15 protein-coding genes are annotated in these 18,920 nt (G+C 45.4%); 8 read left to right on the top strand and 7 right to left on the bottom strand.

Annotated elements, in window-relative coordinates; genetic code table 11:
- Positions 1–4: 4 nt before the first annotated feature.
- Complete coding sequence (locus FTV34_RS09035) at positions 5–1,192, bottom strand: MFS transporter (protein ID WP_180011710.1); 1,188 nt, start codon at positions 1,190–1,192, stop codon at positions 5–7.
- Between the two features lie 968 nt (positions 1,193–2,160).
- On the opposite strand from FTV34_RS09035, the gene FTV34_RS09040 reads away from it, so the two are divergent.
- The 3 genes from FTV34_RS09040 to FTV34_RS09050 are packed head-to-tail and all read left to right on the top strand — an operon-like array spanning position 2,161 to position 5,072.
- Positions 2,161–3,288: a Re/Si-specific NAD(P)(+) transhydrogenase subunit alpha gene (locus tag FTV34_RS09040; RefSeq protein WP_034170850.1), complete on the top strand. Its 1,128-nt coding sequence runs from the start codon at positions 2,161–2,163 to the stop codon at positions 3,286–3,288.
- Between the two features lie 11 nt (positions 3,289–3,299).
- Positions 3,300–3,623, top strand: coding sequence for a proton-translocating transhydrogenase family protein (locus FTV34_RS09045; RefSeq protein WP_004783638.1), 324 nt, complete (start codon positions 3,300–3,302; stop codon positions 3,621–3,623).
- Positions 3,624–3,626: 3 nt separating this feature from the next.
- Entirely contained in the window at positions 3,627–5,072 is a 1,446-nt protein-coding gene (locus FTV34_RS09050; RefSeq protein WP_159123084.1) for an NAD(P)(+) transhydrogenase (Re/Si-specific) subunit beta, read from the top strand.
- 327 nt (positions 5,073–5,399) lie between these two features.
- Here the strand turns inward: FTV34_RS09050 and rsfS are convergent, their stop codons facing one another.
- The 5 genes from rsfS to FTV34_RS09075 form a co-directional block, all read right to left on the bottom strand.
- On the bottom strand, positions 5,400–5,801 hold the full coding sequence (gene rsfS, locus FTV34_RS09055; RefSeq protein ID WP_180011712.1) for a ribosome silencing factor: 402 nt from the start codon (positions 5,799–5,801) through the stop codon (positions 5,400–5,402).
- A gap of 81 nt (positions 5,802–5,882) precedes the next feature.
- Positions 5,883–6,671, bottom strand: coding sequence for a hydroxypyruvate isomerase family protein (locus FTV34_RS09060; protein WP_179992989.1), 789 nt, complete (start codon positions 6,669–6,671; stop codon positions 5,883–5,885).
- Between the two features lie 40 nt (positions 6,672–6,711).
- A complete protein-coding gene (locus FTV34_RS09065) occupies positions 6,712–7,578 on the bottom strand; it encodes an NAD(P)-dependent oxidoreductase (RefSeq protein WP_179992988.1) in 867 nt (288 codons plus the stop codon).
- A 36-nt stretch (positions 7,579–7,614) separates the two neighbouring features.
- The gene (locus FTV34_RS09070; protein ID WP_005233879.1) at positions 7,615–8,403 is read right to left on the bottom strand and encodes a crotonase/enoyl-CoA hydratase family protein; all 789 of its coding nucleotides are present in this window, start codon (positions 8,401–8,403) and stop codon (positions 7,615–7,617) included.
- A 102-nt stretch (positions 8,404–8,505) separates the two neighbouring features.
- Positions 8,506–11,313: an ATP-binding protein gene (locus tag FTV34_RS09075; protein ID WP_180002936.1), complete on the bottom strand. Its 2,808-nt coding sequence runs from the start codon at positions 11,311–11,313 to the stop codon at positions 8,506–8,508.
- Between the two features lie 331 nt (positions 11,314–11,644).
- Between FTV34_RS09075 and cysM the strand changes: the two genes are divergently transcribed.
- The 5 genes from cysM (at position 11,645) to FTV34_RS09100 (ending at position 17,908) form a co-directional block, all read left to right on the top strand.
- Positions 11,645–12,574: a cysteine synthase CysM gene (gene cysM / locus FTV34_RS09080; RefSeq protein WP_034702431.1), complete on the top strand. Its 930-nt coding sequence runs from the start codon at positions 11,645–11,647 to the stop codon at positions 12,572–12,574.
- Between the two features lie 17 nt (positions 12,575–12,591).
- Complete coding sequence (locus FTV34_RS09085; protein WP_159123080.1) at positions 12,592–13,410, top strand: 3'-5' exonuclease; 819 nt, start codon at positions 12,592–12,594, stop codon at positions 13,408–13,410.
- Between the two features lie 6 nt (positions 13,411–13,416).
- A complete protein-coding gene (gene rlmD / locus FTV34_RS09090) occupies positions 13,417–14,793 on the top strand; it encodes a 23S rRNA (uracil(1939)-C(5))-methyltransferase RlmD (RefSeq protein WP_180011716.1) in 1,377 nt (458 codons plus the stop codon).
- Positions 14,794–14,837: 44 nt separating this feature from the next.
- The gene (locus FTV34_RS09095) at positions 14,838–17,147 is read left to right on the top strand and encodes a bifunctional (p)ppGpp synthetase/guanosine-3',5'-bis(diphosphate) 3'-pyrophosphohydrolase (protein WP_179992984.1); all 2,310 of its coding nucleotides are present in this window, start codon (positions 14,838–14,840) and stop codon (positions 17,145–17,147) included.
- Positions 17,148–17,236: 89 nt separating this feature from the next.
- The gene (locus FTV34_RS09100; protein ID WP_180011718.1) at positions 17,237–17,908 is read left to right on the top strand and encodes a hypothetical protein; all 672 of its coding nucleotides are present in this window, start codon (positions 17,237–17,239) and stop codon (positions 17,906–17,908) included.
- A 34-nt stretch (positions 17,909–17,942) separates the two neighbouring features.
- On the opposite strand, the gene secF is transcribed toward FTV34_RS09100, so the two are convergent.
- Entirely contained in the window at positions 17,943–18,917 is a 975-nt protein-coding gene (secF, locus tag FTV34_RS09105; protein ID WP_180011720.1) for a protein translocase subunit SecF, read from the bottom strand.
- Positions 18,918–18,920 lie beyond the last annotated feature (3 nt).

The raw sequence follows: 18,920 nt of genomic DNA on the forward strand, positions 1-18,920 counted from the left end.
CGGTTTAAGCTTTTGCTCGATGTTGTTGCCATTGATCAATCAACGCAAACAGGGCGGCGCATAGTGCCAAGCCAAGTCCAAACAGACAGGTCATGCTCCAGCCACCATGATGCCAGGCATATACCCCCAGAGCTGAACCACAGGCACCACCAATAAAATACAGCGTCATGTAAATAGAGTTCAGTCGTGATTTGGCATCTGGGCGCAAGCGGAAAATCACGTTCTGATTACAGCTATGAGTAATCGCCAGACCTAAGTTAATCAGGGCATAACCCAGAATATAACTGAGCAGGGACACGCCACCAAAATATAAAAATAGCCAGCTTACTGCCAGAATTGAACAGCCAATCCAGGTCAGGATCTTGATATAACCACGATCCGCCCATTTGCCAATAACCTGAGTCGACAGCGCACCAAAAACACCAACTAGTGTTACTAGGCCCACTATCACATCAGAAAGATGAAAAGGTTTCTGGGTCAGCAGCAGGGCAATGGTTGAAAACAGCATACTCATGGCGGCAAAGGCACATGCACCAATCAGGGAGCGTAAGCCCAGTCGCGGTTCCTCACGCAGTAGCATACCCATCGATTTAAAAATTGCTGCATAGCTGATACGCATACGCGGCATGCTGGGTAATTGTCCTTTTAAATAAAAGCCCAAAACCAGCAGTGCCATACTGCTGAGCGCATAAATGGTTTTCCAGTGAAACAGGTCAGAAAGCAATCCGGCAATACTGGTCGACAATAAGATACCGACTAATAAGCCACTCATGAGAAAACCGACCACTTCTCCGGTTTTTTCAGGTCGGACAGCCATCGTAGCTAAAGGAATCAGAATCTGGGCAGCAACAGAAAATAGCCCGGCAATAATAGTCCCCACCCAGAGCATCGGCAGGTTGACTGCTGTGGCACAGATCAGCAAGCCTAATGCGGCACCAAACATCAAGAAAGGAATGAGTCTGGACTTATTCAGCATGTCTCCCAAAGGCACAATAAACAGCAGGCCCAAGGCATAAGACACCTGCGCAAAGGTCACGGTCAGCGCCACTTGGGATTCTGGTACCTGATAATATTGCTGAATTGAGGAGATAAGCGGTTGGCAATAATAGTTTGCACCTGCACATAAACCACATGCGATCGCCATCAGCCATAACAGAGATTTATTTTGACTGATATCGAGAGGAGGAGACATGGCAAGTACCTTAAGCTCAGGGAGAATTTTTATAAAGAACATCAAAGATGATGCAGAAGTTGCAGGCACTATAGGCGAAAACCCGTCAGGATAAAAGTAGAAAAATAGTGCAAAGTACTCAAACTCATACAAGAGAAATGCCACAAAAAAGTACTTTTCTGGATTGATAAGAGATGAAAATTCGCTAGAAATTTAACTTTTTCACTTAAGAAAATGTACGTGGAAGCGCTTTGTATTAAGTCATCTCATTTAAGACCAGGTGACAGAGATCCATCTGAATCAGTGATTGCCCAAAATTGGTGCAAAATGAAGAGTTCGTAAATCTAACAGTGGACTGAGTATTAATATAATAAATGTTGCAGAATATTTTTTTCACCTATTTCAGGCAAGTCTTAAGACTTGAGCTGAATAAGTCAAATAAGTGAATCCTAAATCAATTTTTTCATCATTAATTCATATTTTTTATGAGTGAAAAATGAAAAAGTTATAGGAAAACAGTATTTTTAGATCTTAAAAATGAATATTCCAAAGTAGATTAAATTTGTCAAAAAGGTCAAAAACAGAAAACTGCCCTAGAAAAGTGCCCTAATTTAGGCTTTATCAGTTCATTTGAAATAAAGATTTGCTGAGCAGGAAAAATGAAATATCTGTCAGAATGATCAATGTAACAAAATAAAACAAAAAGTAATCTAATAAAAAATAACCAGGAAAACAGTCATCGTTCAAGAGAATGAATATCGTTTATAAATTCAGCAAATCAAAATAATCAGGCTGAACTAATAAATGCTATATGACAGCATCATTTTTATGAATCGTCAGTTCAAAATATGGGTATTTATTAAATAAATAATAGGTAGTAATTTCTAGAAGTTTAATTAGAATCCAAAAATTCAACAAAAACACATCCTGAGGGGAAGCACCGTAAATCACGGTGTTTACTTAAGAAAAAATTAGCTTGAGGGACGCTCATGCAGATTGGAATTCCAGCCGAAACTGTCGTCGGTGAAAATCGCGTCGCTGCGACGCCTGAGACAGTAAAGAAATTGATCAGCGCTGGTCATAGTGTGGTGATCGAACGTGGAGCAGGTGTTAAAGCTGCCTACATCGACAGTGCCTATGAGCAAGTTGGTGCCAAAATTACGGATGATGCCTACACCGGTAGCCAGATAGTTTTGAAAGTTCGTGCACCGAAGGGTGAGGAAATTCAAAAGCTGTCAGCCAACACCACGGTTGTAGCGATGTTTGACCCATACCGCAATACCGAGCTTGACCAGTTCGCGGCACAGAATGTGTCTGCATTTGCTCTTGAGCTTTTGCCACGTACTCTATCACGTGCGCAAAACATGGACGTATTGTCTTCGCAAGCGAACCTTGCAGGTTATAAATCAGTGCTTTTAGCTGCTGCTGAATATCAGCGCATGTTCCCTATGCTGATGACAGCGGCAGGTACGGTAAAACCGGCTCGTGTCGTGATCATGGGTGTCGGGGTAGCAGGCCTTCAAGCAATTGCAACAGCGAAACGCCTGGGTGCAGTCGTAGAAGCAACTGACCTTCGTCCGACTGCCAAAGATCAGGTTGAGTCTTTGGGCGGTAAATGGCTAGACGTACCGATGTCTCCTGAAGAGCAGGCACGTGCTGATGAAGCAGCTAAAAACGGTTATGGCTGGATGCCAGGTGAACAGTACATCAAGGATCAGGCCGCGATTGTCGATAAAGCGGTATCGAATGCCGATATCGTGATTACCACTGCCTTGTTACCAGGTCGTGATGCACCACGCTTAATCCGTGCTGAAACTGTAGCCAAGATGAAACCAGGCTCAGTGATTCTGGATATGGCAGTGGAATCAGGCGGTAACGTTGAAGGTTCTAAGTGCGGCGAAACTGTTGTGACTGAAAATGGTGTGAAGATTCTGGGTGTTCCAAATATTCCATCAACGGTATCGACTGAAGCTTCAGCGCTATATGCACGTAACGTCTATAACTTTGTTGAAACACTTTTTGATGCAGACAAGAACTTTGTCCTGAATCAGGAAGATGAAATTCAAAAAGCCCTACTTGTCACTCACGGCGGCCAAGTGCTGTTAAAACGTGGTTAAGGAGCAGACTCATGGTTGAAACAATTACGATTTTCGTCCTGGCCATCTTCGTGGGTTACTACGTGGTTTGGGGGGTAACACCAGCACTACATACGCCATTGATGGCGGTGACCAATGCCTTGTCTTCGATCATTATCGTGGGCGCAATGATTCAGACTGTTGGTCTGCCAATGGTGGGCGTTGAAGGCAGCGTGGATTTCCAGACCATTAACGTGGTGAGTGTACTGGGGGCAATCGCAGTATTTCTGGCGAGCATTAATATTTTCGGTGGCTTTGCCGTGACTGCACGTATGCTGGAAATGTTCAAACCTAAGCAAAAGAAAAAAGAGGGTTAAACCATGGAATTTATTCGAGAGTATGCGGATTGGTTCTACCTGATTGGCGCCGTTCTTTTTATCTTAACGCTACGTGGTTTATCTGGTCCTAAAACTGCAATTGCAGGTAACCGCTACGGTATGATCGCCATGGCGATTGCTGTAGTGACCACATTCTTTGTTGCTGAAAATCCAGTAGTCTGGATGATTCTTGCAGCAATGGCTGCGGGTGCAGTGGTGGGTATTGCGCGTGCACGTACTGTACCAATGACCCAGATGCCAGAAACAGTAGCACTCATGCACTCACTGGTGGGTCTGGCTGCGGTACTGATTGCAGTTGCGGCAATTATCCATAACAACAAGCTGGTTGAATTGGGCCCGGACCTGTTAGCTGCAAATGGTGTGACTTTCCATGAAATGAGCAAGGTTCACCTGTTTGAACTGTTTGTGGGCTGTTTTGTTGGTGCGATTACCTTTACTGCTTCTGTATTTGCATACGGTAAGCTGGCTGCAAAGAAATGGGCAAAAACCATTTCAGGTGGCTGGGTAAAACCGGTTCAGGCTCTGATCTTTATTGCAATGCTGGCAGCAGGGATTCACTTCTTCCTGACAGGTAGCATGACATCTTTCTGGGCAATGACTGGTCTTGCGCTGGCATTTGGCTGGGTATGGATTGCGCCAGTTGGCGGCGGTGATATGCCGGTTGTGGTTTCGCTGTTGAACTCATTCTCAGGCTGGGCAGCAGCGGGGATTGGTTTCACACTGGAAAACAACATGCTGATCGTTGCGGGTTCGCTGGTTGGTTCTTCAGGTGCGATTCTGTCTTACATCATGTGTAAAGCGATGAACCGTTCAATCATCAATGTATTGTTTGGTGGTGCGATGGGTGGTGCAGCTGCGCCGACAGCTGCTGCGGGTGCACAAGTGCAACGTAACTACCGTTCAGGTTCTGCAGATGATGCTGGCTTCCTGATGTCAAATGCAGACAGCGTTGTCATTGTACCGGGTTATGGTATGGCGCAAGGCCGTGCACAAAACGCAGTCAAAGAACTGGCAAACTTGCTGAAAGAGCAGGGCGTGACTGTACGTTTTGCGATTCACCCGGTTGCTGGACGTATGCCAGGTCATATGAATGTATTGCTTGCAGAAGCTGATGTTCCTTATGAAGACATTCTGGAAATGGACGAGATCAACTCGGACTTCCCGGCAACTGACGTAGTACTGGTTATTGGTGCAAACGACGTTGTAAACCCGGCTGCAAAAGACGATCCGAACTCACCGATCTACGGCATGCCAATTCTGGAAGCTCACAAGGCGCGTACCATCATGGTCATCAAGCGTTCTATGGCGACCGGTTATGCAGGTCTGGACAATGACTTGTTCTATAACGACAAGACCATGATGATTTTCGGTGATGCGAAGAAAGTTGTGGAAGATATGACTAAAGCGATTAATGGTACAGGTCACTAAGACTTTCCATTCGCTGAATCATCTTAAATCCTCCTTTTAAAAGGAGGATTTTTCTATTTAAATAAGAGAGAAATTTTCCCTCCTATATAAAAGATTAAAAGATGAATCGGGAAGAATTACAAAATAAAATTAGCTACGGTGTTTTATTTTTAGAAAATTGGTTTAGATAAAATTGCAACAAAACGTTTAAAAAATGGGCTGACTAATTAAATCTGATCGAAAAGCGAATTCATTAAAGTTGCTGATCCATGAATTTCCTTTTTGATTTAAATCAAAGGATATAAAAAAAGCGACCTACATAGGTCGCTTTTTTTGAATATTCGATGTTTATGCTACAGAATCTGCAGGATTGCGCCATAGGCTTTCTAGGTCATAGAATTTACGCGCTGTAGGCAGCATGCAGTGCACTACAACAAAACCTAGATCAATCAGGATCCATTCTGCATCACGTTCGCCTTCGATACCAAGCGGACGGAAACCTGCTTTACGTGCTTCTTCAGCAACATTATCTGCAAGTGATTTAATATGACGGGTTGATGTACCGCTTGCAATCACCATGGCATCTGCCACGTTACTGATGCTAGCAACATCAAGCTGAACAATTTCTTTAGCCTTTACATCTTCGAGGGCTGCATGTACAACTTTCAAGCATGCGTTTACTGCTTGTGCATGAGAATTCATAGTGTGATCGTGAGAATTAGAAGCGCTGGGCGATGGTTCTAAATTCATAGGGAGTATAATTTCCTAACAATTATGCATGATCTAATATAGCGGTTTTAGCCCAAAATTTCAAATGCACCTTCCGCCGCTTTAGTCATACTCCGGGAAGAACTGTTCTTTCCAGCCAAAGGATTCTTCCGAAGTCCCCAGAGGTTTATATTCGGCTGCGACATAACCATTGTATTGGCTATTCTCTAACCATTGAAAAATCTCATAATATGGAATGGAAGCGGTATTGGGTTGATGACGCCCCGGGCAGTCTGCAAACTGGATATGACCAATCTCAGCAATATTTTCTTTTAAAGCTTCAAGCACATCTTCACCCATCATGGCCATGTGATAACAGTCATATTGCATTTTCAAGGCAGAATGATTGACAGCTTCCAGCATCTCCTGAGCTTGAGCCACATTCTGAATCAGGAAACGTGGCATGTCCTGACCGTTGATCATTTCAAAGACTGGCTGAATCTGATAATCAGAGAGCATGGAGCAGGCAATTTTCAGATTACTCGCCAAGGTGTTCAGGCAAGGAAGCAGGTCACAATCCAGTGGCTGTTTGCCGGCCAGAATATTGACACTCGGCACATTCAGAGCAGTCGCATATCGAATGGCTTGCTCTACGGCATGACGAAACTCGATTTCCTGTCCAGGGATACCGGCCAGACCGTGTCCACCTTGCATCAGATCACCAGCAGGCACATTAATCAGGCAGATATCAAGATCATGTAACTGAAGCTGCTGCTGAATCTGCTCAATACTCAGTTCATAGGGAAACTGGATTTCCACATGTTTAAAACCGTGCGCATGAGCCAAGGCAAAACGTTCTAACAGCGGTACTTCCGTAAAAATCATGGAGAGGTTAACGGCGAGTTTGGTCATGGGCTTTTCCTTGCTCAAGGCAGAATATTGAAATGTAATATTAGCGGTCTACGTGCTTTATAACAGTGGCCAGATCGGCTTCAGCAAATCCGTCTTGCTGATGGGTTTTGAGTTGAGACAGGGCTTGGCTGGCCACAGGAATATCCAAAGATAAAGTAGCTGCCAGTTGCACAGCATTGTTCAGGTCTTTAGACAATGTCTGCACTTTCCATTGCACGGGTTCAAACGTCTGGCTGGCCATACGTGGGGCCAGAATCTGAAAAGGCTTGGAGTCAGCAAAACCACCGGCTAATGCTGGTGCAAGCAGGGCAGTATCTACACCGGCACGATCAGCCAAAGCCACTGCTTCAGCAATCAAGGTGCTATTCGCTGCCACAATCAGCTGATTACAGATTTTAGTCGCCTGACCGGTTCCCGTATTCCCCATACGAGTAACACGTTGTGAAAGCACCTTATAGATTGGATCAAGTGCGGTAATAGTTTCTGTATCACCACCAGCGAAGATGACTAGCGTGCCTTGTTCTGCACCGGCTGTACCGCCAGACACAGGAGAGTCAATCCAGATCGCTTGTTTAGCTTGGGCCTGTTCAGCTAGAGTTTTGGTTTGATGTACGGAAAGACTGGAAAAATCGACAATAACCTGTCCAGCCACCAGATAGGGCTGAATCTGCTCAAAGACCGATTGCACTGCGGCATCATCTGCCAGACAAGTCAGAATAACCGGATAATTTGCAATTTGATCTAGAGATAGCGGAGTGGCTCCAAGAGCAAACAAAGGATCGCAGGCACTGGCCGTACGGTTCCAGACTGCAACTTGAAAACCTGCTTTTAGCAAGCGGGTTGCCATACGACTGCCCATGAGTCCCATACCTAAAAAGGCAATTTTGCTATCATGATCGAATTGCATTTTATCTCTCATCTTTTGATTTTGCTTCAGCCATAATTATCGATATTGACGTGGCACAAACTGCACGTCCGGATTTTTATCCTTCTTGCGTGCCAGTTGACTGTTTTTACCGAGTAACAGTTTAAGCTGCCAGATTTTTTCCATACGCAGTGACTTGTTGGGTTTGTGCTCCATCGCATCCAGCACAAATTTAGAGGCCATCAAGGCATCTGGAGAGCGTTGTAACATTTCTTCAGCCAAAGCTTGTGCTTTTGCTAATGGCTGTTCATCAACATGGGTGATCAGGCCAATTTCTTTGGCATAGGCACCTTCAAAAATACGTGCGGTTAAGGTCAGCTCTTTGGCCAGATCAATCCCGATCAGACCTTTGAGTGAACGCGTTAATCCCATGTCTGGTACTAGGCCCCAACGAGTTTCCATAATTGACATTTTGGTCGCAGGGTGGGCGATCCGGATATCCGCAGCCAGCGCAAGTTGCATACCTGCACCAAAGCAGAAACCTTCAATGGCTGCAATGACGGGGACAGGCAGTTCTTGCCAGACCAGAAAAGCTTTCTGGAATAAGCTCTGTCCAGGACGGATCAGTTCCCAAGCCGCATAGGCCCGATTTTTAGGATTATTTAAATCGGCCAAGTCAATGCCGGCACTAAAGACCTGCGCTTCACCGGTTAAAATGACACAACGCACTGACTTGTCTTTTTTAATCCGGTTCGCAATCTGCACCAGTTCACGCAGCAGGGCAAAGCTCATAGCATTACGTTTGTCTGGACGGCTGAGAGTAACCGTGGCAATTCCATTATTTTTTTCAAAGCGCACAAGTGACATGGTATTCATCCTTAATTTTTCTGTAAGCGAGCATAGCATGAGCAATCTGTGCTTGCATGACAGCGCAGTCATACAGATATGAGTAAGTAAAACAGTAATTTTTTAACCACTATGCTTGTTTAAAATTTGCTGGGCTGCCTGTTCTACCTGCTCAATCACTGCTTTCAGTTCATCCAGATATTTCAGTACTTCCTGAACAAAACTGTCATCGGCCTTACGGCGTTCCTTACGCAAGGTCGAGACAAACTGCTCAAAACTTCCGGTAACTTTTTGCAGAGTCGGTGTGCCGACATAACGAGTAGCCCCATAGAGACGGTGCAAAACATGTTCCAGCTGCGGAAAATCTTCCAGTTCAATTAATTGCTCAATTTCATCCAGCTCTTTTTCAAAACTGTCGACCAGCATGCTGAGCAGATCGACGGCCAGATCTTCTTTATTGGCCGCCAGTTGCAGGCTTTGCTGCCAGTCCAGAATATTCGGATCTAGCGCATCAATGACATTGGCACGTTCCAGCACCGGAATCTTTTTAAAACTCTCAGTCGTCCAATGCGTCAGGATCTGCACGATCTGATCAATCTGAATAGGCTTAGTGACATAATCATCCATACCATTTTGTAGCAGTTTCTGTTTCTCATCGGAAAGGGCATGTGCCGTCAGGGCAATAATCGGCAGACGCTGATGATTTTCAAAAGTTGATTCCAGTGAACGGATTGCACGCGTGGTATCGATACCCGACATCACTGGCATCTGGATATCCATAAACACCAGGTCAAAGGACGGCAGACCCTGTTCATAACGGCTCTGGATGATATCAATCGCTTCCTGTCCGCTAATGGCTTTGGTCGTGGTGACATTCAGTTCGGCCAGTAAAGCTTCCAGAACAATCAGGTTCGGCAGATGGTCATCAACAGCCAGAATATGCAGTCCCTGACCATTAAAGTCTTCATGCTGTTCCTGATCGAAGACGGGTTGATTGCCGAGCAGTTGGATCAAGGCACTACGACTCAGTGGCTGATGCAGGGCACGAGCACGATGATCATTCAGCATGCTCGGATCAAGCTGCATTTGATAACCATACACAGCTAGATGTCCCTGATAGCGAGAGCGAATTTCTGTCAGTAGAGCCTGGCTATCGCCACTATGGTCAACAATCAGCCAGGTATTCTCAATATTCTGTAAATGGTTCAGACGACTGAACAGATCCAGAATGGAAGTCGATTCAATATGTTTAACGCGATAATTTTCCAGATAATGTCTCAAAACATTCGCTGTTGCCGGATGGGCAAGATAAGACACAACGGTCAGATCACTGAAGTCCGGATGTTCATGAACAATATCTTCATCCACCGGGAATTGGGCAGTAAACCAGAAGGTTGAGCCTTTTTCTGTTGGTGCACGTTCCTGGTTATCTTCAAAGCCGATCTGACCATGCATCAGGTGAACCAGTTGCTTAGAAATGGCCAGCCCTAGACCTGTACCACCGAATTGGCGGGTGACCGAGGTGTCGCCTTGCGAGAACGATTCAAACAGTTTCTTGCGGTCAGTTCCGCTCAGGCCAATGCCGCTGTCCTGAACACTGAAATGCAGCAGACATTGTCCAATATCATCGTGCTCCATGCGTGCCCGGACAATGATTTCGCCATCTGGAGTAAACTTGATCGCATTGGAAATCAGGTTGGTCAGAATCTGCTTGAAGCGTAGTACATCACCAATCACATGTTTTGGCACATTGTCTGCAAAATAGAATGCCATATCGATATGCTTCTGTGCAGCCAGTGGCGAGAGCATGTCCATCACATCGAAAATGGCTTCTTCCAGATCAAAAGGTGCGGTTTCCAGTTCCAGTTTGCCGGCATCGATCTTGGAGAAATCCAGTACATCATTGATCAGGGCCAGCAGATGCGCAGAAGATTTGCGGATGGTCTGTAAATACAGGCTTTGCTCATTGCTAAGATTGCCTTGACGCAGCAGCAGGTGAATAAAACCATCAATACTATTTAAGGGTGTGCGTAATTCATGGGAAATATTGGCCAGAAACACCGACTTGGCCTGGTTGGCCGAAATCGCCTGATCACGTGCCTGACGATAAGTAATATTTTGAACTTCTAAAGTATCTAGAGTACGGCGCAAATCATCTTCAGTCTGTTCGGTATGCTCGCGCAATTCCAGAAAACTGAAATGCAGACGTTTCACCACATTGGCAATATCACGCTGCAAAAGACGCAGTTCACCGGTACTGTTAATCACCATATGCTGATCTAGGGTATCGGCATTCAGGCGTTGTAGCTGCATGCGAATCTCATACATCGGTGCAATCCAGCGACGAGAATAGAAATTCAGACATAACAACAAGAGCAATAAGGTCAATAAGCCGGTCGCAATCAAAACGATCAGGACCCGGTAGCGGGCAATTTCTAAGGGCTGATTGTCCAGTTCGATCGCCAGCCAGCCTGCATTCATGCCATTTTCATTTACTTTGACTGCATAAATATGATTGTTTTTATCTAAGATTGGGCCAACAAAATTGCCGTCTTTTTTAAAGTCCGGCCAAGGCGCCTGTTCCTGAAACCCAATACCGAGTTTACTTTTACCATTTTCATCCAGAATAGCCGCACGAACCAGATGCTTTTCATTCAGCATATTTTGCATGGCGTCATGAGCTTGTTCATATTGCCATGGATAAAGGCTCAAAATGTCCAGCGCATATTCAGAAGTGGCCTGAAAACGGGTCAGAATCGCAATGGCCATCTGCTTTTGCTGGGCACGGGCAGCATTGGAAGTTTCTGAAATGACCAGAGCAGCACCAACACAGGCCAGAATAGTAATGGGTACAAAAATCAGTGCAATCAGCTGTCCATAAGCATGATTTAAGTGTAGGCGTTTAAACAGCTTTTTGTTGATATTTGACATGATTCAAGCAGTATTTTCCTTATGCTTTGCATATTAGCATGCTTTAAATCTACTGTTAAAATTTCAGCATTATTTTTCTAAAGCTCCAGATTAACGCAGAAAATAAGAACCATTGCGCTGAACAGTCATTATGTGTGTTTAAGCAAATCTTTTCAGGGGGAGAAGTGAGCTAAGTCACTGTCACGATTGAGGAGTTTTATCAAGCTAAAACAGGGCGAATTGGCCGTGCTGATCGTGATCTATACAGTTTTATGCAAAAGCACTGCTATAAATGGGTGCAGGGAAATGCATTTTTTCATACAATAGCCGCACCTCGATATAGGTGCAAATAATGAGTAATACCACCCCTGATTTTCAAGCAGACGAATTTTTACTGGACCATTATGTAGGCAAAACGCCACTGGTGCGTTTGCAGCGTCTGGCTAGTCACACTCAAGCCACAGTACTTGCAAAACTCGAAGGAAATAATCCGGCAGGCTCGGTCAAGGACCGTCCAGCGTATAACATGATCATGCAGGCGGAAAAGCGCGGACAGATCAAACCGGGTGATACCTTGATTGAGGCGACCAGCGGAAATACAGGGATTGCATTGGCGATGGTTGCGGCCATGCGTGGTTACAAGATGCAGCTGATTATGCCGAATAACATGAGTCAGGAACGTAAGGACGCAATGCGTGCTTATGGTGCTGAACTGATTGAAGTGACCAAAGAGCAGGGCATGGAAGGTGCACGTGATCTGGCCTTGCAAATGCAGGCTGAAGGTAAAGGTCTGGTGTTAAACCAATTTGGTAACCCGGACAATGTCGAAGCGCATTACCTGACCACAGGTCCTGAAATCTGGCAGCAAACAGGTGGCAAAATTACACACTTTGTCAGCTCAATGGGTACGACTGGTACGATCATGGGCGTGTCTAAATATCTGAAAGAAATGAATCCGGATATTCAGATTGTGGGCCTACAGCCATCTGATGGTTCTAGTATTGCCGGTATCCGCCGCTGGCCAGAAGAATATTTGCCAACGATTTTTGATCGTAGCCGTATCGACCGTATTATCGATATTCCACAGATTGAAGCGGAACGCACCATGCGTAAACTGGCGCAAAAAGAAGGTATCAGTGCCGGTACATCTTCTGGCGGTGCAGTTTGGGCATCCATCAAGCTCGCAGAAGAAAATCCGGATGCAGTAATTGTATGTATTATCTGTGACCGTGGTGACCGTTACCTGTCTACAGGCTTATTCTCTGTACAAGACCCTGAATAATTTTTGAGAAATCTTTTATGCGCCTGCCTGTTTTAACTTTCGATATTGAAACCCAAACCGATCTTAAATCAGGCGCGCATCTGTTTGGTCTGGATCTGCCCGAGGCTGATCTGGATCAGGCCCTGACCAAGTTACGCCGTCAGGAATCAGGCTCGGACTTTCAGCGTCTGCCTTTGCATGAGATTGTCTGTATTTCCGGTTTATGGATGGATGAACAGGGTATGCGCCTGTTTTCTTTCAGCCGTGAACAATACAGTGAAGCAGAGATTTTAAAAAAATTCTTATCCATTTTTGAAAAGCGTCATCCAACTCTAGTCAGTTGGAATGGCTCACAATTTGACCTGCCGGTTATTCTTTATCGGGCCATGTATCATGGTTTATCTGCCCCAAGTCTGTTCGATCAGGGCGAAATCGATACGCAAAAGCGTTATAATAACTACCAGAATCGTTACCATCAGCGTCATGTTGATTTGATGGATGTTATGGCCATGTTTCATGCCCGTCATTTTCAGAAACTGGATGATGTTGCTCATTTACTGGGTTATCCAGGCAAGCGTGGTGATGGTGGCTATCATGTACCTGAATATGTACGTAACCAGCAATGGAACGCACTCACCAGCTATTGCGAAGGTGATGTGCTCAATACCTGGTTGGTCTATATTCGCTGGCTGTTGCTAAAAGGCCAGTTGATGTTGCCTGATTATCAGCATCTGGTGCAGAGTACGATTCAATACCTGCATACCCAGCCGCAACATGCAGATTTTTTATCAGTCTGGCGTGAAACCTCACAAAGAACTGAATTTACCCGTTTTGATTTTCCCATCTCCACATCCTAGGTTTTCATGAAACGTCGAGTACAACCACGTCCAGCGCCGCAATCCGAGTATATTTTTCAGGTTGAATCACTCTCACATGAAGGACGTGGCATCGCTCACTATGGTTCACATCCGGATCATCCACTTGAAAAGCATGGTAAGAAAGTCTTTATCCGCTATGCCTTGCCGGGTGAAACCGTACGTGCCCGCATTACCCGTGAAGTCAAAAAACTGGAAGAGGCGGATAGCCTTGAGTTGCTCAGTGAGGCTTCCGAGATCAGGGTCAAACCTGTGTGTCCACATTTTGGCGTATGCGGCGGCTGCAATATGCAGCATATCCATCCAGATGCCCAAATTGAACTTAAGCAGAATGTTCTGAAATCACATTTGCAACATTTTGCCGGGATTCAGCCTGTAGAATGGCTGCCACCGTTACGTTCACAACGTGAAGATTACCGTCGTAAAGCCCGGATTGGGGTGCGTTATCTGCCTCAAAAAGACAAGCTGGTGGTCGGTTTTCGTGAAAACCAGTCCAATAAGCTGACCTCGATTGACCGCTGCATGATTCTAGATCGCGAGTTTGGATCGGTTACACGTCTTAAACAATTGCTCCAAAGTCTCGATGGTCAGGCAGATATTGGTCATATAGAATTGGCTATGGGTGATCATGACATTGCGTTGCTCATTCGTGAAACCGCAGAATTATCGGTAACAGATGTCAACCGATTGCGCCAATTTACGTTAGAGAAAGGTTGGCAGCTTTATTTGCAGCCTGCAGGCCAAGATTATTTGAAGCGGATTGATGAGCCTGAACAGGCAGCACGCTTACACTATGGTCTTGATGACTTTGATGTGGAATTCGGTTTTAATCCATTGGACTTCACTCAGGTCAATTCAACGATCAATCCGCAAATGGTGCGCTTGGCATGTGATTTGCTTCAATTACAGCAGGGCGAACGCGTTCTGGATCTGTTTTGTGGATTAGGAAACTTTTCTTTGCCACTGGCGCGCTGTGTTGGTGCGTCTGGTCAGGTGGTTGCGGTTGAGGGAAGTGAGGAAATGGTGCAACGCGGTGCGGAAAATGCTAACAATAATGGTATTGCACAAGTTTCGTTCTATTCACAAGATTTAACCAAAGATTTTTCGCACCAGTCTTGGGCAAATCAAGGATTTGATGCATTATTAATCGACCCGCCACGTGCTGGAGCAGAAGAAGTCATGCATTATATTCCTCAGTTTGGTGCCAAAAGAATCGTTTATGTGTCATGTAATCCTGCTACGCTTGCAAGAGATGCAGGGCTACTGGTACAACAGGGTTATCAGCTAACCAAAGCCGGTGTGATGGATATGTTTACGCATACCGGACATGTCGAGTCGATTGCCTTGTTCGAAAAAGAAAATTAAATAAACGATCAAAGAGATGATGTATCTAAAAGTAGGAGAAGGGTATGGTCACAGTACGTGAGCAACTGCCTGGGCGGCTCACTGAGTTGTCACAGGAGGCGACTGTAGAACATGCCGAACAAGCACAGCAGGATCTGACTGAATGGTTAGATCGGGTTCGTGGCATATTAGACGGGGCTCCCCTGAAGCAGCTCGAAGAAGTTGCCCGTTTAACCTTAGAAAAAGAGCTACAAAGTACGATTCAGCATCGCTCTAATACCTTCTATACCGGTATTGAAATGGCGGATATTCTCGCGCATCTCTATGTCGATGAAGATACCTTGTCCGCTGCCATGCTTTACCGCGCAGTACGTGAAGGCGTCATGCCACTGGCAGAAGTGCAGGAAAAATTCGGTGAACAGGTCTACAGTCTGGTCAAAGGCACGCTGTCCATGGGTAAGCTGTCTGAGCTGATTGAAAAAAATAAACGCCTGGAAGATCACTTTAATAATAACCAGCGTGAACATCTGTCTGGCATTTACAAGATGCTGATTTCAGTGACAGAAGATGTCCGCGTCGTGTTAATCAAGCTGGCAGAACGTACCTATGCACTGCGCGAACTGGCCAATTCTTCACGTGAACGGCAAGAACGGGTCGCACGAGAAATTCTCACCATTTATTCTCCTCTAGCGCATCGTCTCGGGATTGCCCAGTTGAAATGGGAACTCGAAGATCTGGCCTTCCGCTATCTGGCGCCAGAACGCTATAAAGAAATTGCCTCTTTGCTGAATGAAAAGCGTCTGGAACGTGAACAATATATTCAGTTCGTGATTGATAAATTGCGTGAAGAGCTGGCAGAACACGGCATTGAAGCTGAAATTAACGGCCGGGTGAAGCACATTTATTCGATCTATCGGAAAATGAAAAGCAAAAGCCTGAGCTTCGACCAGCTGTATGACATCCGTGCGCTGCGTGTATTGGTGAAAAGTGTGCCTGAGTGTTATCACACGCTCGGGATCGTACATCAATTGTGGCGACATATTCCGCATCAGTTTGATGACTATATTACCAATCCGAAGGCCAATGGTTATCGCTCTTTACACACAGCTGTGATTGCGGAAAACAAGTCACTTGAAGTGCAGATTCGTACTTATACGATGCATGAAGAGGCTGAACTTGGCGTATGCTCACACTTCAACTATAAGGAAGGTTCGAAAAATACCGATACCTCCTTTAATCATCGTCTGCACTCCCTGCGTGCAGTGATTGAGCATTATCAGGAACGCAATGAAGCCAGTGCACATAAGGATGAAGAAGAGGAAGTTGAAAATTTTGAGCATATTCAAGATTTTGAAGGCTTCGAAAAAATCTATGTGTTCAGCCGTGATGGTGATATTAAAGAGTTACCACGAGGTTCAACCGTACTCGACTTTGCCTATCATGTACATACTGAAGTCGGCAACAAATGCTATGCAGCCCGGGTCAACCAGCGCTATGTACCTTTAACCTATGCCTTGAAAACTGGTGAACAGGTTGAGATTCTGACCAAGAAAGACCGTGAACCAAATCGGGACTGGTTGGTTAATTCACTGGGTTATATCAAGACTGCACGTGCCCGTGACAAGTTACGTCACTGGTTCCGTCAGCAGGATCGCAGTAAGAACCTGGAAGTGGGTCGTGAAATTCTGAATAAAGAATTGGCACGTCTAGCAATTCACCCGAAATCAATCGACTTGGGTGATTATTGCAACCATTTCAATGTGAAAAGTGGTGAAGACATTCTGATTGGTCTGGTGAATGGTGATATCAGCCTGCATGCCCTGATCAATCAGGTGAACCGTCATATGCATCTGGATCAGGATGAGCCTGAACTGGTGCTGAAACCGGCGTTGAATCCGCGTGCCAGCCATACCTTGTCTGCACATGGTATTCTGATTGATGGTCTGGATAACGTCGAACTGCATGTTGCCCAATGCTGTCAGCCGGTACATGGTGAATCGATTGCGGGTTATATCACGTTGAATCGTGGTGTAAGCATCCACAAGGTGGCTTGTCCAGATTATGTACGCATGATCTCGCAGGAACCGGAACGTGCAGTAGAAGCCGACTGGGAGATGCAGCCGACTCGCGGTCAGAGTGTACAGATTGTGGTGGAAGCCTATGACCGTCGTGGCTTGCTGAAAGACCTGACCCAGGTAATTTTCTCGGATCAGATCAATATCCGTCAGGTAAATACTATTTCTGAAGCAGATGGTATTGCCAATATGAAACTGCTGATCGAAGTTAAAGGTCTGGCTCAACTTTCCAAACTATTGGCCCGTCTTGAACAGCAGCCGGGAATTATCAGTGCACGCCGTCTGGTACAAGGTAACTAATTCTTCTTAGGCATGATTAGAAAAGCCCGCAATTCAATTGCGGGCTTTTTTGTTATAAGGTGTGCTTAAGAGGGAGAAGAGCAAATAACATGAGTGCCACGGAAATATTTGAACTGAGACGAAATAATCTAGCCAAAGTGATTGATCAGTTGATTGATAGCCAGCAGTTTAAAAATGGCAAAGAGATTTGCGAGCACTTTGGTCTGTCTGCAGCTTATATTACCCAGCTATTGAACAGTAAGCGCCAGATTGGAGAGAAGGCTGCACGAGAACTTGAACAGCAACTGGGTTTGGAATGTTTAATATTGGATCGTGCTGAAGCACCTGTCATTGAAGTGGCATCTAGTCCTGTAAAAATAACTTTGTTCCAGATGCAGGTTGTTGAGCAGCAAGCCTTTAAAATGAAAACTATAGATTCGGCAGAAAGACTTTTACCATGGCTTAAATTGGAACCTCAGCATTATGCCATTCAGGTGACAGGACAGTATTATTTTCCGAGCCTAAAAGCAGGCTGGTGGTTGGTCTGTGATGAGCAAGCCGTATTACAGTCATCTGGCTTGGTGTGTCTTTATTTAATTAATGGACTGCAGCTCATTGTGGAGCTGATGTCGGAAAACCAGGACAGCTATCAGATCCAAAGTCTGGATGAAAGCCGCAAGGTCAGTTTCCAAAAGTCTGATGTAGCTAAAATCCATCCTGTGATTGCCATAGTGCCTCAGCATTCAATTTTCTTAGACCAGAAAAAATTCAGCCCATCATAAGATGGGCTGAATAGTGAAATCGAAAACGGGCAGCTTATGGAAGCTGATTTTCGTCTTCAAATTCTGGTTTCACCTGAACAATAAAGTCCTGGCGATTCAGACCGCGCCACAGGGCAAAGGCTGTACCGATATAGATCGAAGAATAGGTACCGACAAAGACACCCACAAACATCGCAATCGAGAACCATTTCAGACCAGCACCGCCCATGATCATCATGGCCACTACAACCAGTAATAAAGTCATAGAAGTATGAATGGTACGGCGTAAGGTTTCAGTCAAGGCAATATTGATAATTTCAACAGGTTCGGCACCCCGGATCTTACGGAAGTTCTCACGGATACGGTCAGAGACCACGATATTATCGTTAAGTGAGAAACCGATGATCGCCAGTAGTGCAGCCAGAACCGTAAGGTCAAATGGCCATTGCATCATGGCAAAAATACCAATCGTCACCACGATATCGTGGAACAATGACAGTACCGCACCCATCGCCAGTTTGAACTCAAAGCGGATAGTGACATAGACCAGCATCAGCAAGAGGGCAAGAGCAACTGCACCCGCAGAACGCACATACAGCTCATTACCGACCTGTCCACCGACTACATCGACCTTAGGTACCTGAGCCGTATTGCCTGGCAGCTGAACTGCTGCAGTAACGGCTTTGGTAAGGTCTTCTGCTTCAATATCTTCCTGAACCGGCATACGTACCATCAGGTCACGTTCCGAGCCCAGCGTCTGCACGACAGCATCATCAAAGCCAGCTTTGCTGAGTGCCTGAGTTACATCATCAGGTTTTACCGGATTGGTATAGTTCAGCTCTGCTGAGACACCACCAGTAAAGTCCAGACCGAGGTTCAAGCCTTTGGTCGCAATAAAGAAGATGCTGGCAACCGTCAGGATGATAGAGAACACTGCCGCAGGCAATGCAATCTTCATAAACGGAATGATACGTTCGTCTTCAGGGCGACCGTACTGTTTCTGATTCAGTTGAGTATTTTCAGTCATCATCGA

The sequence above is a fragment of the Acinetobacter sp. YH16038 genome (genome assembly GCF_013417275.1).
In the GTDB taxonomy this organism is placed as follows: Bacteria; Pseudomonadota; Gammaproteobacteria; order Pseudomonadales; family Moraxellaceae; genus Acinetobacter.

Coding starts and splice junctions, on each gene's coding strand:
- FTV34_RS09070 (WP_005233879.1), bottom strand. CDS start 8,403: ATGTCACTTGTGCGCTTTGAAAAAAATAATGGAATTGCCACGGTTACT.
- FTV34_RS09095 (WP_179992984.1), top strand. CDS start 14,838: ATGGTCACAGTACGTGAGCAACTGCCTGGGCGGCTCACTGAGTTGTCA.
- FTV34_RS09045 (WP_004783638.1), top strand. CDS start 3,300: ATGGTTGAAACAATTACGATTTTCGTCCTGGCCATCTTCGTGGGTTAC.
- FTV34_RS09075 (WP_180002936.1), bottom strand. CDS start 11,313: ATGTCAAATATCAACAAAAAGCTGTTTAAACGCCTACACTTAAATCAT.
- FTV34_RS09085 (WP_159123080.1), top strand. CDS start 12,592: ATGCGCCTGCCTGTTTTAACTTTCGATATTGAAACCCAAACCGATCTT.
- FTV34_RS09065 (WP_179992988.1), bottom strand. CDS start 7,578: ATGCAATTCGATCATGATAGCAAAATTGCCTTTTTAGGTATGGGACTC.
- FTV34_RS09035 (WP_180011710.1), bottom strand. CDS start 1,192: ATGTCTCCTCCTCTCGATATCAGTCAAAATAAATCTCTGTTATGGCTG.
- cysM (WP_034702431.1), top strand. CDS start 11,645: ATGAGTAATACCACCCCTGATTTTCAAGCAGACGAATTTTTACTGGAC.
- FTV34_RS09050 (WP_159123084.1), top strand. CDS start 3,627: ATGGAATTTATTCGAGAGTATGCGGATTGGTTCTACCTGATTGGCGCC.
- FTV34_RS09100 (WP_180011718.1), top strand. CDS start 17,237: ATGAGTGCCACGGAAATATTTGAACTGAGACGAAATAATCTAGCCAAA.
- rsfS (WP_180011712.1), bottom strand. CDS start 5,801: ATGAATTTAGAACCATCGCCCAGCGCTTCTAATTCTCACGATCACACT.
- rlmD (WP_180011716.1), top strand. CDS start 13,417: ATGAAACGTCGAGTACAACCACGTCCAGCGCCGCAATCCGAGTATATT.
- FTV34_RS09040 (WP_034170850.1), top strand. CDS start 2,161: ATGCAGATTGGAATTCCAGCCGAAACTGTCGTCGGTGAAAATCGCGTC.
- secF (WP_180011720.1), bottom strand. CDS start 18,917: ATGATGACTGAAAATACTCAACTGAATCAGAAACAGTACGGTCGCCCT.
- FTV34_RS09060 (WP_179992989.1), bottom strand. CDS start 6,671: ATGACCAAACTCGCCGTTAACCTCTCCATGATTTTTACGGAAGTACCG.